The sequence below is a fragment of the Hymenobacter sp. FMD4 genome, assembly GCF_058932745.1.
Genome location: NZ_JBZYWH010000011.1, coordinates 1 through 13,223, shown reverse-complemented (window position 1 = coordinate 13,223; position 13,223 = coordinate 1). Strand labels below are relative to the sequence as shown.

General features: G+C 54.5%; 10 protein-coding genes and 1 pseudogene. 6 read left to right on the top strand and 5 right to left on the bottom strand.

Annotation, left to right across the window (positions count from 1 at the left end; genetic code table 11):
• Positions 1–9 precede the first annotated feature (9 nt).
• Positions 10–372 carry a hypothetical protein gene (locus tag AC5FXY_RS11850; RefSeq protein WP_493556889.1) on the bottom strand — a complete coding sequence of 121 codons (363 nt, stop codon included), beginning with the start codon at positions 370–372 and terminating at the stop codon, positions 10–12.
• Between the two features lie 399 nt (positions 373–771).
• On the opposite strand from AC5FXY_RS11850, the gene AC5FXY_RS11845 reads away from it, so the two are divergent.
• The 3 genes from AC5FXY_RS11845 (at position 772) to AC5FXY_RS11835 (ending at position 2,993) form a co-directional block, all read left to right on the top strand.
• On the top strand, positions 772–1,128 hold the full coding sequence (locus AC5FXY_RS11845) for a helix-turn-helix domain-containing protein (RefSeq protein ID WP_493556888.1): 357 nt from the start codon (positions 772–774) through the stop codon (positions 1,126–1,128).
• Between the two features lie 194 nt (positions 1,129–1,322).
• Positions 1,323–2,501 (top strand): ImmA/IrrE family metallo-endopeptidase, encoded by a 1,179-nt coding sequence (locus tag AC5FXY_RS11840; protein WP_493556887.1) that lies wholly within the window; start codon positions 1,323–1,325, stop codon positions 2,499–2,501.
• A gap of 3 nt (positions 2,502–2,504) precedes the next feature.
• The gene (locus tag AC5FXY_RS11835) at positions 2,505–2,993 is read left to right on the top strand and encodes a DUF4411 family protein (protein ID WP_493556886.1); all 489 of its coding nucleotides are present in this window, start codon (positions 2,505–2,507) and stop codon (positions 2,991–2,993) included.
• A 6-nt stretch (positions 2,994–2,999) separates the two neighbouring features.
• Here AC5FXY_RS11835 and AC5FXY_RS11830 read toward each other — a convergent pair whose 3' ends face one another.
• Positions 3,000–4,238 carry a site-specific integrase gene (locus AC5FXY_RS11830; protein WP_493556885.1) on the bottom strand — a complete coding sequence of 413 codons (1,239 nt, stop codon included), beginning with the start codon at positions 4,236–4,238 and terminating at the stop codon, positions 3,000–3,002.
• A gap of 696 nt (positions 4,239–4,934) precedes the next feature.
• Between AC5FXY_RS11830 and AC5FXY_RS11825 the strand changes: the two genes are divergently transcribed.
• Together AC5FXY_RS11825 and AC5FXY_RS11820 are read left to right on the top strand one after the other, a co-directional pair.
• Complete coding sequence (locus AC5FXY_RS11825) at positions 4,935–5,495, top strand: hypothetical protein (protein ID WP_493556884.1); 561 nt, start codon at positions 4,935–4,937, stop codon at positions 5,493–5,495.
• 732 nt (positions 5,496–6,227) lie between these two features.
• A complete protein-coding gene (locus AC5FXY_RS11820) occupies positions 6,228–8,300 on the top strand; it encodes a T9SS type B sorting domain-containing protein (RefSeq protein WP_493556883.1) in 2,073 nt (690 codons plus the stop codon).
• A 202-nt stretch (positions 8,301–8,502) separates the two neighbouring features.
• Here the strand turns inward: AC5FXY_RS11820 and AC5FXY_RS11815 are convergent, their stop codons facing one another.
• The 3 genes from AC5FXY_RS11815 to AC5FXY_RS11805 all read right to left on the bottom strand — a co-directional run bounded on the left by AC5FXY_RS11815 (position 8,503) and on the right by AC5FXY_RS11805 (position 12,272).
• Positions 8,503–10,233: a GMC oxidoreductase gene (locus AC5FXY_RS11815; RefSeq protein ID WP_493556882.1), complete on the bottom strand. Its 1,731-nt coding sequence runs from the start codon at positions 10,231–10,233 to the stop codon at positions 8,503–8,505.
• Positions 10,230–11,111: an aldo/keto reductase gene (locus AC5FXY_RS11810; protein WP_493556881.1), complete on the bottom strand. Its 882-nt coding sequence runs from the start codon at positions 11,109–11,111 to the stop codon at positions 10,230–10,232. The genes AC5FXY_RS11815 and AC5FXY_RS11810 overlap by 4 nt, the downstream gene beginning before the upstream one ends.
• Before the next feature lie 360 nt (positions 11,112–11,471).
• Positions 11,472–12,272, bottom strand: a complete 801-nt coding sequence (locus AC5FXY_RS11805; protein WP_493556880.1) for a universal stress protein — start codon at positions 12,270–12,272, stop codon at positions 11,472–11,474.
• Between the two features lie 235 nt (positions 12,273–12,507).
• Between AC5FXY_RS11805 and AC5FXY_RS11800 the strand changes: the two are divergent.
• Positions 12,508–13,223, top strand: a pseudogene (locus AC5FXY_RS11800) (hypothetical protein); the annotation flags it as partial.

The following is a 13,223-nucleotide window of genomic DNA, read 5'->3' as shown; positions in this document are numbered from 1 at the left end:
TGGAGTTGATTAGGCGTTAAGGGCAGATATGAAAGAGCAGGAGCCTTCTGCGTAAGCCTGCTGCAGCGAGTCTTCGCGCTCATTGCGGACGCGGTACACGTTGCGGAACCAGCGCTGCAGTCGCACAATGCAAGAGCACTCGGCAATGCTCTGCGCCGCGCGCTGGCGCTCGGCAGGGGAGAAGACCGGCGAGTCTTCAACCAAGGCTAGGACGTTCGTGCGCATCGAGCGCAGCGTAGCGACGGCCATAACGGCGCGGGCCTCGTCGTCTTTGACGCGCTGCTGCTCCTGCAGGAAGCGGCCCAGCGGCCCGCGGTACTTGGGAAGGGTGGCGGCAACCGTTAGCGCGGTTGCGGCGGTAGCAGTTTTCATATCTTTGTTGGTGAATGGTGAGGAATAGGAGTTAGCGCTCCTGTTTCTTGTTCTTTGAGGCCACTTGTTAGCGCGGGTGGCCTCTTTGTTTGTCTCTGAAGACATGACAAAGGTAAATGTTTTTCTTACTTAAGAAAATAAGTAAGAAAATATTTCCTTAATTATTTTATTAAGTAGGTTAAAAGGTAATCATTACCTTTGTTTGGCTATGGAAAACCAACCTAAGCGGCAAGGGCGCCCGCCGAAGCACCCGACTCGACTAAAGAGAGGGCGTACACTGTCTTTCACTGATGCAGAGTACTCAAAGCTTAGCAGGTTGGCTGAAGAGGCAAACCGTGGCGTAAGTGAGTACATAATTGAACGACTGGAGCTCGACAAGGAGTAGGCCAGTCTAGGTAAATGAAAACGCCCCACCAGCCGCAAAGCCAGTGGGGCGTTTGTTGTTTTAGCTTGCTGGAAAAAGGCCAACCTATGAACCTTACCCTAATCAACGGTCAAGCTTTTATTAGCCTAACCGAGCCCCAGGAGCATCGCATGATTCAGGCTGCAGCTCAGGCTTACGCTAAAGAAAAGGCAGAGCAGGACGTGCTAAGCACTGTGTATACCGTGGCTGAACTGGGTAAGCGCCTGAAGTGCGGGAAAACGAAAGCCTATGAACTGCTGCGGGCTGGATTAATACGCAGTCAGCTCATCGGCTCAAAGTATATTGTAAGTGAGACGGCGGTGAGAGAGTGGTTGGGGGATCTACGCCGCTGAACGAATGTTCAAGGGAACTAGTTTATTTAGCCAAAAAGACCAGGAACATTGCATAGATTTAAGCGCCCAAGCTGAGTTGAAAACACGCGGCGAGATGGCGCTTGGAACTTTAACTTACAGCCCAGTTCACTTAAGTGCTTCGTTATCTGGTATTCATCGTATAATGCTCTGTTTAATAACTATCAAATTTAGCAATGGCTTCCGCAGCTAACCAGCCCGTTAAAGTTTCTCCTGTTGTCCTAGCATGGGCTCGGGAAACTATTGGGCTAAGCCATGCCGATGTTGCCAAAAAGCTTAAGAAGAGTGAACAGGTTGTTGCCGAATGGGAAAGCGGATCACTGCTTCCAACTTTTTCGCAACTCGAAAAACTAGCCTACGAAGTCTATAAAAGACCTTTAGTGGTTTTCTTCTTGCCCAGCCCTCCGCAAGAGACAACTGTTAAGCAGGACTTTAGGACTATTCCTGATCAGGATATTTCTGCTTTATCGCCTCAACTTAGACTCTTTATCAGAAAGGCTAAACATCATCAGGTCGTACTCAGGGAGCTTCATGATGGGCGTAATCCATCCGAAGAGCCTATACATAAGACCTTGTCATATGTTGTGAAGTTTGACGTTAAACAAGCAAGCAGCCAAACCATACAATATCTTAATATCAATCGTGAGTCAAGAAGGGCTCTTCCTAGTCCAGCCGATGCATTTGATTTTTATAGAAAGGTAATCCAAGATAAAGGAATATTTGTTTTTCAATATCCACTCAAAGAAGTTAGAGGGTTTTCCTTAATGGATAAGGAATTTCCTGTAATAGTCGTGAATAGTTCAGATGCCCCTACAGCTAAAAGCTTTACGCTATTTCATGAGCTGTGTCATATTTTGTTCAATACTGGAGGCGTTTTCAGGGATTTTGTCACTGAAGAGTTGCTGCTTGAGCTAAACCATGTAGAACGCTTCTGTAATGAGTTTGCCTCGGAAGTGCTAGTGCCCTCGTCAGAAATGGCTGTCTATATCAATCGGGCACGTCAAACAGAGGGCTTTGAGTGGACAGAAGATGAAATTCGTACTGTCGCTTCTTACTTTAAAGTAAGTAAAGAAGTAATTCTAAGGCGCCTTCTTGATTTGAAGTTGACCAATAAGTATCACTATTCAAAAATGGTGAAGCGTTGGAATGATCAATATCGATTAGCTAAAGAGAATCGTAAAAAGAAGGATGGAGGCCCTCCCTACCAAACCCTTGTAATTAGCCATCTAGGAAAAAAGTATGTGTCAGAAGTACTCGAAAGCTACCACTCTGGTAGGCTTGATGTGGTTCGTGCTGCTAGTTTCTTAGGGGTTAAGGTCAATCAAGTTTCGAAGATTGAGGATAAAATGTATTAAAGCATGGGTTCAATAATTACTCAAGGATACGTTTTTGATTCGGGGCCTTTAATAATTTTGAGAAATTATCCTGAGGATATATTTCCTTCTTTATGGAAGAACCTGCACGATATGATAGCCGCTAAACAAGCTCGGTCGTGCAGGGAAGTATATAACGAGCTGACAAAGAAATTTGCTAAAGATGATGATATTAGCCTGTGGGCGAAAAAGGCAGGGCGTGATATGTTTCACATGCCTCACCCTGATGAGCTTGTAATGGTGTCCGAAATACTCAAGAAATTCCCCAATCTGGTTCAAGAAGATATATCGCTAGCAGTTGATCCTTCTGCAGATCCATTTGTAATAGCTCAAGCATCAGTGCACAACTGTGCATTGATTACGCAAGAGAAATTCAAGCCTAATGCTCCTAAAATCCCCAATGTTTGCAAACATTTTGGGGTCAAAAGCTTATCGCTTCACGAATTTTTCCGTGAGCGAGGTTGGAGATTCTGATATAAGCTACTTTGCCACTTTCAGCAACTCGGGCATCTCGTACACTTTGGCAAACTCGCGCTCTACCGCCTGCTCTGTGATGTTGACGTAGCGCTGAAAGGACTTCCACGTCTTGTGCCCGGTAATCTTCATTACCAGCTCAGGGCGTAAGCCCCGTTCTAAGCTGAGCGTAACGAACGTACGGCGGCCGGTATGGCAGCCTAGCTTCTCCCATTTCGGCAGCGTCTGGCTGGAGCGGTTGCCGCCCCGGTAGCGAATGATTTCAACCGGGTCCGTGATACCAGCCAGCTGCCCTAGTTCTTTGAGGTAGTCGTTTAGCTTCTGGTTGCTGATTAGCCGAACGCCACCAGCCAAGTATCGAGTAACGATGATGAGGGCCCGGGCCTGCAGGGGCACGGTTACTATCTCCCTTGTTTTCTGCGTGGTGATGCGCAGCGTATTGCCCCGTACGTGCTCAGGGCGGATGCTCACCAGGTCAGAGTAGCGCAGGCCTGTATAGCAGCTAAGTAGGAACAGGGCGCGGGCGTTATCGAGGTAGGAGCCTTTTAGCAGCTCCAGCGCTTCAAGTGCTTCAACTTCTTCAGCCGTGAGGGTCATAATATCGGGCTCACGTCGCTTCCAGTTTAACTTCTCCCAGCCTCTGGCCTCGGTGTACCCCCGGTCAACTGAATAGCGCATAAAGCGCCGCAAGCGGTCTATATGCTTGGCTATGGTGTTGTCCGTAAGGTTGGCCTTATCGAGTAGATAGGCCGTGAATTTGTCGCCAAAGGAGAGGGTGATTGTATCAAAGGATACCGCGTAGCCGGCTTCCCGCTCAAAGCGCTGCAGATAGCGCAGGGTCGTTTCGCCGGCCGTGGCGGTGCGGTCCTTGCCCCGGGACCGGGTTAGCTGCGTCCATTCATTGAAGTAGTCGGCAAAGGCTTTTGCTTTGACCACGGGCGCCGCCGGAGCTTCCAGTTCAATCAGCTTCCGTAGCGCCTCCGGCGCCGGCAGCAGCCCTAGTGCTACTTGTTCATCGCAGTAGCTGAGCAACTGCTTTTCGATCAGGTCTAGCCGATCATTCAGCGGGCCGTTCTGCTGATAGCCGCGCTCCTGGGCCCGCTGCTCTGCCTTTATCCACTGCTTAGGCAAGATGCTGAGGCCAGTGTAAACCTTGTTTCGTTTTCCACTGCAGTTGACCAGCGCAATGATGGCCGTGGGTATAGCAGCATCCGGCCGCTTTAGGTGAAAGGATACAGTAGCCATAGGAGAGGGAGGTTGCCGCTCTAAAGCTAGTGCTTTTGTACCCCCGGGGTACAGCTGGGGGTACAAATAAGCTCATTTATCCTACACCAATACTCATCCATACTCACGGCTTTCACTTAAAAAGCATCAATACAGCCATAGAGGTAGGGTCTTTTAGTGAGTATTGGTAATGCCTTAGTGATGGGGTGTAAGTCCCATCCTCTCTGCTGAAAACCCCGTTTCTAGTTCAGAAACGGGGTTTTGTCTTTCCGAGGACACGCGAAGGTGTACACACCCAAGGGCAAGGGCTCATAGTTGCAGGTTTGCTACCACATTTTTGCGATGGAGCATTACCCCTGAGCAACTCCTCGGGAAAGTAGTTGCTAGCTTCTACCTCTGGGCAAGGGCCACTGCGTCATTGGATGCGGCGGCTCTTTGTGCTGCTGATTCCATGGTTGTTGGTTTGGTAGCGCACTGCTATGCTTTATCGGCCAACCAAAAAGGCTTTGTTACAATACTGATGAAATGTAGACCCAATCTCATATTCCTAACCACCGTTTGGAAAATGAAACTGCAGAATGCTGTAAATCTAACGGACCGCCACCTTGCGGGAAAGAGGCCAGCACGGCGTGTAGTCGCACCCCTCACTCTAGTTGCTGGGAAGAACCTTAACTTGTTAAGGAGCACATTTCAGGTACTGTTTGCTCCCTTTCTGCCATGAAGCGCCAATTGTGCTGCCTGCTGCTCCCCCTCTGCATAGCCTGCAGGCCAGCCAACCCCATCATCACCTACTCCCCCTACGCGACCCAACCCGCGCAGTCGACGAACACCAATCCAGAGCCGCAAACCCAGGAGGTGACATGGGCTCAAGTGTTCTTTCAACAACATTACCGCTACCACGTGCAGCCCAGGTACGACGGTCCGCTCGCTGTAAACCGGCAAGCAAATGCATTGCTGGTCACCTACAACGGCGCCGATACATTGCAGATCTTCAACACCGATCCGGTCTACTATGACATCTTTGCCCAAGGGGTAATCCACCCAGGGCAGTCGGAATCTCCGTTCTATAAGGTTTGCAATATCCAGCCGCTACCGCTTCCCACCGGTTCTCCGCAACGCAGACGGTTTACCCTGTGGCATTACGACCGGTTCACGGTGAACCCAGAAGTGTACTTGTTCGAACTGACCAACCCGGGGGCAACAGGCACAACCGACTTGGAGACGTTTTTGAAGGGAGCCGTGTTGACCTTCATCAAACCTGGCTGGGGTGTGATTTGAACAAGGTTCTTGCTCTGCCTACCACTGAAAGTTCAATTGCTGCACAACGGCGGAAAGTTGAACAGTAGCAAGAAACCCGCGAGGACTAAACGTTATGTTTAGCGACAAAACCAATGTGTGGGCTATGGGTCTGTTCGCTGCTTTACTTGCAAAATACTAATTAGTCTAGGTCGCCCTGAGCCATTCACGCTCAGAACAAGCCGCTTTGTCTGTAGCTTTGGTAGCGCATGAAGAAGCTCTTGGCCACCCTTAACCGGGCCCACAAAATTATTACGTACTCACTAGCTGCCCTCAGTTTTGTTTTCATCGGAGGATGGGTGCTGTACGGTTTCTTCGTAACCCCCAAGTTCCTATTCGACATAGGAGAGCGGATTGAACAGAATGCTAAGCTGATGAGGCTTATTGGGGAGAAAGGCGGGTACAGCTTGAGCTTCAGCAAACAAGAACTGCAGGAGGGCGACTCAGCTACCTTTAGCGTTCAAGTAATTGGAGCCTGCGACAGCGCTTACGTTCTAATCAGAGGTACGTACCGACTCCAACAAAAGGAGTGGGTGTATCGGGTACAGGATACATTGGTGGTCACCAAGTGCCGATAGGCTACACCGGGTCTTATCTGCTCAGACCAAGCCGTTCAATAAGAAGTCCCGTTATGTTGACTGGCTAACCCAACGATACTGATTAAACCCTATCCGCAAGGTATCGACCACTGGCGGCGAGCTATCTAAAAATTGAATGAGAACAATTTTACTGGTCTTAGCCCTGCTGCTAGGACTTACCAAGCCCACCTGCGGGCAGCACGAGCACAGCAACTGGTATTTCGGCAGTAACGCCGCGCTACGCTTCCCGGCCAGCGGCCCGCCGGTGGTTATTACCACCAGCGCTATGCAGACCGCCGAAGGCTGTGTCAGCATTTCCGACAGCACGGGCCGGCTACAGTTTTACAGCAACGGCGAGAACGTCTGGAATCGTAACAACCAGCTCATGGCCAATGGAACTGGTCTGGGCGGCAGCCGCTCGTCGACCCAAGGGGTGGCCGCGGTGCGCGACCCGGCCAACCCCCAGCGCTACTATTTGTTCACTGCCGACGCGGTAGAGAACAACTTAGCCAACGGCTTGCAGTACAACATCGTGGATATGAGCCGGCAGGGGGGGCTAGGCGAAATAACTACCAAAAGAGTGCGGCTCTCCACCGGCCCGGTAACGGAACGAATTGCCTTAGTGCCCCACGCCAACGACATTGATACCTGGGTACTGGTGCATGGCTGGGACAGCAATACCTTTTACGCCTACCTGCTCACGCGTACGGGCTTGAGGGGCCCGGTAACTACCAGCATTGGGGCGGTACACACCGACGTGCCCCCGGCCCGCGGCCTGCGCAACGCCGTCGGCTATCTGCAGGTTTCGCCAGCCGGTACCCGCCTGGCCGTGGGCAGAGGTGGGGGTGACCTGGAACTGTTTGACTTCGACCCGGCCACCGGACGGTTGTCCCACGACGTAATTCTGCCGGGCACCGCCGACGGCTACGGAGTGGCCTTCTCACCCGATGGTCGCTTGCTGTACGCGACTCGCCTAAACCCCACGGTCCTAGTGCAGTCGAGTCTTTACCAATACGATCTGCTGGCTGGTTCGGGGGCGGCCATTGCCAACTCGGGCGTGGTGATTGCCGTGCCCGCGCGCTTTGGCGGGGCCTTACAGACCGGGCCGGACGGCCGTCTCTACCTCAGCATGGATGACAGCGAGTACCTGGGTGTTATCGTTAATCCCAACGTGCGGGGAACAGGCTGCGCGTACCAAGAGAATGGGATATACTTAGGCGGTAAGCGGGGCATTGTGGGGCTGCCAAACCAGCGGACCCGCCGCGTGGTACCGCCCGTGGCCTTTACGGCGCCAGCAACCTGCGCCGGAGCGGCCGTGAACTTCACAGTCAGTACAAGTCCAAGCCTAAGCGGGGCCACCTTCAGTTGGAACTTTGGTGACCCTGCCGGGGGCAGCGCGGGCACCGGACCTGCTCCCACCCATATTTACTCTCAGGCTGGCACTTACCTGGTCACGGTCAGCGCTGCGCATCCTTCGCTGTTCGCGCCGCTCACCTTCACCCAGGCAGTGACGGTGTACCCTCTGCCTGTCCTGCGGCTACCGGCCGATACGCTTGCCTGCCCACCGGTGCGGCTACTGCCGCGCGGCAACTGGCCAGCCGGCAGCACCTTCCGCTGGCAGGACGGCAGCACCAGCAACTTCTACGAGGCAACTGTTCCCGGTACCTATAGCGTGACCGTCACGACTCCTCAAGGCTGCGCCGCAGTAGCTCAAAGCCGCGTGCAGCTCATTGCACCGCCCACACTGCAAATGGGGGCCGATACGGCTGTGTGCAGCTCGGCACGGTGGATAGTGCGCGTCGGCCCGCAGCCAGCAGGTACCACTTACCGCTGGGCCGATGGATCCACGGCTCCTACTTACCTGGCGCATGGCCCTGGAACGTACTCGGTGGAAGTGCGCGACCCAAGTGGCTGCTCGGTTACGGCTTCCCGCACGGCGCGGGACCAAGGCTGCCCGGTGCTTATTCCCAACGTCATCACCCCCAATGGGGACTCGCGGAATGAGGCCTTTGTGCTACAGGGCGTGGCGGTGATGGACTGGCATCTCACTGTTTTCAACCGCTGGGGCCGGCAGGTGCACGAGCAGGTCAGCTACAACAACAGCTGGAAGGCAGAGGGGCAGCCAGCCGGCGTCTATTACTACCTGCTGCAGAATCCCTATACCGGTCAGCGTTACCGCGGTTGGGTAGAAGTGCTACGCGACAAATAGGAACGCCCGGGTTGAACCTAAGATCTTAATGACTATCTCCTTGATTTTTACTGCGAGAGGTGTGGCTGGTCAGAAAATGCTTACCTCAACTTGGGTAGAAACACAATGTGCAAGCCCTTAATTATACCCCGTTTAACAATGCTCTAAAAAAACCCGCCCCTATTTCGTAGTAGAAACAGGGGCGGGTTTTAATTGATCAGGCTTAAATAGTTAGGGCAGGTTGCTTAAGCTGTTCAACGTGTAGTTGTGCGGTCTTCTCATTTGTACCCGTTGTCTTTTGCTTCAACTGGTCGGCCAGCAGCAGCGACTGCGCTACGATGGTGAGTGTGGGGTTGGCGTGTCCGCCGGTCGGGAATACGGAGGCTCCGGCTACGTACAGGTTATCGACGCCGTACACCTTGCAGTTCTTATCAACCACGCCGGTGCTTGGGTCATCCGACATGCGGGTGGTACCGATGTGGTGCGCCGCCGAGTTGAACGAGGCCATCTGCTTGCGCAGCGCCTGCCGCAAATCGGCTTCGTCGTACCTGATTTCGCCTAAGCCTTGCGCATTGAAACGGTCGACGAAAAGCTGGTGGGCTTTCACCACCGATTCAATATCGGCCTCCAGGAACGACATCTTGATTTCCACGCGCGGCATACCAAAGGCGTCCTTTTCTGTCTTGGACAGATAAACCCGGCTTTCGCGGTTTGGCGCCTGCTCGCCCTGGAAATACAGCCCCCAATAGGGGTTGCGTTTGGAGGGCAGCAGGTACGGAAGCCGCCGTTTGGCCATGCGCTTCAGGCCCAAGCTGATCAGATCCGGAATTTCGGCCAGGCCGTTTTTGGCTATGTTGACCAAATGCTCGCGGATGGCCGGCAGCTGCTGCTTGGCCTGCGAAGCCATGCGGCTGGGCGACTTTTGGCTGAGAATAAATAGTAGCGACTTCGCCACAAAGCGCGAGGAAAATAAGACGTCGCGATGGCCAGTTTCGTCTTTGGCGTGGTAGAGGAAGAAGATGGCGTTCAGCATCTGTTTGGCTTCCTGTACCGGCTCCGGAATCCACCAGCGGCGGCGGCAGTACACGCCGCCGTGGTCCCGCTCGAAATCGGCGCGCAGCTTACTCTGATCGTTGAGCTTCACATCGGCGTACACGCCGCAGAAGTGGGCCATGTAGTAGCGCCCCACGTTGTCGTTCTGGTTGCCGATGCCAGTGGGGAAATGCTCGTTGGCCGAAGCTAGGAGCAGGCGCGCATTCTCAATGCCGCCCGTGGCCAGCACAAACCGCCCGGCTTCCACCGAAAGCGGCGAGCCACCCATCGTCACGGCCACGTGGCTGATGCGGCTACCGTCGGCGGCCGTTTGCAGCGACAGCACGTGCGAATCCATTAGCACCTGGATGTTAGGGCTGCTTTCCAGTACCGATTGATAGGTTTTGCCGAAGTGCACCGGCGGGCTCCACCGCTCCAGCGGCGTCGAAATCAGCTCTTCCGAGTCCATACCTTCCAGAATTTCCCGAGGGCCTTTGGGAAACGCTTTATGAGCATCGAACTCGTACCGGCCGATCTGGCACAGGTCGGCAGCCTTGTGGTAATAGGGCAGGAGTTCTTCAAACGTGACGGGCCAGCCGCTGTCGGGCACCCAGCTACGGTGCTTGAAATCGATAGGCTCAAACGGAATGCAGCGTCCGCCCCAAGCGGCCGAGCTGCCGCCAAACTGCCGGCGGCGGTTTTCTTCGAGCGGCTCGTGGGAGCCAGCCGGTGAGGAGCCGCCGCGGTATAAATCTTGATTGGCGAGAGTTTCGGTCCAGCCGCCGCCCGTCAGCATAATCACGCTGAAGTCCGAATTATTCAGGCTCAAAGCAATGGAAACGGCAGCCGGGCCACTACCGATGATGCAAACATCGGCCTTCAGGGTCTGGCCGGGCTGAAAGGAGTTCTGGTTGACAATCATGCGAGCAGTTGGTTAAGCACCGGCAGGGCCGGCTGTAGGCTGGAGACGTAGCGCAACGACTCGATGTTGTGCGCTAAATGCGAGAGGCTACTGGTGCCAAACAAGACGGAGTCGGCCTTCTTTTCGGCTAGTACCGATGCTATCAGGAATTGGGGTAAGGTAATGTCCGCCAAGCCGTTGAGTTGCTTGATTTCGGCTGAGTGCTGAGCAAAAGGCTGCTGAAGCGTCTTGTAGGGCTGCATTACCGTGTTGGCCAGCACCGGAATATTATGCGCGCGGCATAGCGCCACAATGCCGTTGTCGTGGCGCCAGTTCACGGCCGTTTGTACCATTTGTACCTGCCCGCTGCGGATGCCTTCTTCCACCACGCGATAGTCACTCGTGGAGACGCCGGTATAGCGGGCCAGGCCTTGCTGACGGATTTTGGCGAGGCCCTCCCACGGGTCGGCACCGGCAATATCGTCCCAGCTGGGCTCGTGCAGCAGCAGGGCGTCGGCCGCCTCCATGCCGAGGCGTTTGTTGCTTTTCTGAACGCAGCCGATCAGGTAGCCCGACGTGTAGTTGTTTTTGGCGCCTGCCCGCTGCTTGATCTTCTTGCCGATCTGGTTTAGCGGCGAAAGCCAGCCGGGGGTGTGCACGTACGGCTGCCCGGCTTTAGTCACGACAAAAAACGGTAGGCCGGTCTGCTTGAGGCATTTGCCGACCATGCGCTCTGCGTCGCCGGAGCCGTAAAAGTCTGCAGTGTCGATGAGGTTGATTCCCTGTTCGTTAGCCAGCCTCAAAAAAGCGGCAAAGGTGTCGGTAGGCATGCGGCTGCCTAGCGAGGCAACGCGGCTGGTGCCTATCCCAACCTGTGACCATTGGTTTAAAGAAATCATGCGGTGGAGGAGTTGAATGAAGCACCTTGGCTGATGCATTTGTAGCTTATACCGCTGCTTCTATGCCCGTCTTTCAAGAAGAGTGGGCAAGGAATAGGCAGCAGAACAGGCCATGGCCAATGGAAGCCCAAAGCCTTCCTGACCCAAGCAGCGGCCTGCTTCTGGCCGTTGTGGCGAACGACCAAGGCAGGTAAACGGCTATTTATGGTTAATGTTGAAATATTTTGCGAGTGAATATAAGTGAGAGTAATGTATATGACAATTAAAGCTGATAAATATCTTATTTTAAGGCTATAAACGGCAAAAGCCCAAGCACCTTTAAGGGCCTGAGCCTAGAAAATTATTGCCGAGCTTGGGAAATCAGTCGGCGGCGGGCAGTAGCAGGACGGGCTGCTGACTATGGGCCAACACGCGGGCTGTTACGCTGCGGTGAAATACATTGCCCCAAAAGCTGCGCTTGCGGGCTATCATTACCAATAGGTCAGCATCGTTGTCGGCCATGCCTTGCAAGATGCCTTGGGCAGGATTTTCGTCCCACAGCGGGCTGTAGTTGGCCGGTAGCACGGGAGCTTTCAATCCGCTGGCTTGCACGGCGCGTAGCACCCGGTCGGCTGGTACGTTGGCATTGGGGCGGCTCACGTGCAGCAACGTGAAAGATGCCTGGCAGCTTTCGAGCAGGTGTTGGACCAGCCCTGTGTAGCCACTCATAGCGAATTCCTCACCATCGACGGCCATCACTACACGTCGGGGCACGTTGTTGACCCGGCCCATGGTTGGCACAATGAGCAGCGGGCACGGCACGCGGCGCATGATTTCCATGGCCAGATCGGCTAAGGCATCGGACTGCTTGCCGGGGTGGCCCAGTACCATCATCAGTGGCTGATGCTGCATCACCGCGTGGCGGATGGTTTCGGGCCAGTATTGATCCGAGCAGTCAACCATAGAAGGCACTGGCTGCTGCCGGGCTATTTCCTGCAAAGCCCGGCGTGTATCGCGCTCAGTGCTGGGCTCGGTGCGGCTCACTGGGTGCAACAAACGGTCGGGCAAGGAGCGCAACAGAATCAGCCGGGCGCCCAACGGGCCAGCCAAGTTGGCGGCGTACGAGATGGTATGGGTCGATTCGGCGAAGAAATCGGTGAGGACTAGCAGGTTAGAGGGCATGGCGGCGACTGTGGCAGATGAGCAAACTAAACAGGACTGCTTTATCCATGTACTGACGCACGTCAGTTAAGATACATGATAGGTGTTGTTGTTAATTTGCCTATGGTATAAGTAGTTGATTTTAAGATAAATGATTGATATACATTAAACTGTTTAATCCGATTGTTACCTTATATAAAGGCAACAATCCGCTGCTTGGAAGGGTAGATAAAGGCTGACCAAACCTCTTATTATCATGGCGGATTTCAATCGATATAACGAAGCTGACCGCGACCGAAATTCGGAGCGCGGCCGCTACCAAGAGCCCCGGGCACGCCGGGGGTACGGCGAATCTGACTTCGGGCGCGACAGCCAAACCGGGGCCGGTGGTTCTGATCAGGATGATTATTATGACCGTGGCCTGAGCCGGCGCGGCGGTAGTTCCGATACTTCTTCGGGCGCCTCCTCGGGCCGGTACAGCGGCCTTGGGCCTGGTTACGACCGCGACGACCGGTACCGCTCGCAGCCCAACCGCCGTCCCGAGCGCGAGGACTTTCGCCGGGGTCCGCAACGGAATGAGGAACCTCGCAACCGAGGCGGATACAACGACAATTACGGCCGCGGCGCGGCCATGGGCGGCTCGCCTTATGGTGGCGAAAACTACAGTCGCGGTGGGCAAGGCTACGGCATGGGCTTCGCTGGCTACAATGGCGACGAAGACCGGGGCTATGACCAGAGCGGCTACCGCGGCGGCTTGGGCAACAGTGGCGGGCGAGAAGACTTCTCTGACCGCAACTTTGATGTAGACCGCAACCCTTTCCGCGGTGGCTACGGCGGCGGCGATTCCGACCAAGGCGGCCGAAACCGCATGGATGGCTCCAGTATGAACATCGGGATGAATAGCCGCAACCCCTTTGAGCAGCCCCGTCGCGACCGGCGCCGTCCCGACGACCAGTCAGACCGAGGGCGTTG

Bases quoted from the DNA above. Each gene is read 5' to 3' on its own strand.
- AC5FXY_RS11820 (WP_493556883.1), top strand. From the start codon at position 6,228: ATGAGAACAATTTTACTGGTCTTAGCCCTGCTGCTAGGACTTACCAAG.
- AC5FXY_RS11810 (WP_493556881.1), bottom strand. From the start codon at position 11,111: ATGATTTCTTTAAACCAATGGTCACAGGTTGGGATAGGCACCAGCCGC.
- AC5FXY_RS11815 (WP_493556882.1), bottom strand. From the start codon at position 10,233: ATGATTGTCAACCAGAACTCCTTTCAGCCCGGCCAGACCCTGAAGGCC.
- AC5FXY_RS11835 (WP_493556886.1), top strand. From the start codon at position 2,505: ATGGGTTCAATAATTACTCAAGGATACGTTTTTGATTCGGGGCCTTTA.
- AC5FXY_RS11845 (WP_493556888.1), top strand. From the start codon at position 772: ATGAAAACGCCCCACCAGCCGCAAAGCCAGTGGGGCGTTTGTTGTTTT.
- AC5FXY_RS11830 (WP_493556885.1), bottom strand. From the start codon at position 4,238: ATGGCTACTGTATCCTTTCACCTAAAGCGGCCGGATGCTGCTATACCC.
- AC5FXY_RS11805 (WP_493556880.1), bottom strand. From the start codon at position 12,272: ATGCCCTCTAACCTGCTAGTCCTCACCGATTTCTTCGCCGAATCGACC.
- AC5FXY_RS11840 (WP_493556887.1), top strand. From the start codon at position 1,323: ATGGCTTCCGCAGCTAACCAGCCCGTTAAAGTTTCTCCTGTTGTCCTA.
- AC5FXY_RS11825 (WP_493556884.1), top strand. From the start codon at position 4,935: ATGAAGCGCCAATTGTGCTGCCTGCTGCTCCCCCTCTGCATAGCCTGC.
- AC5FXY_RS11850 (WP_493556889.1), bottom strand. From the start codon at position 372: ATGAAAACTGCTACCGCCGCAACCGCGCTAACGGTTGCCGCCACCCTT.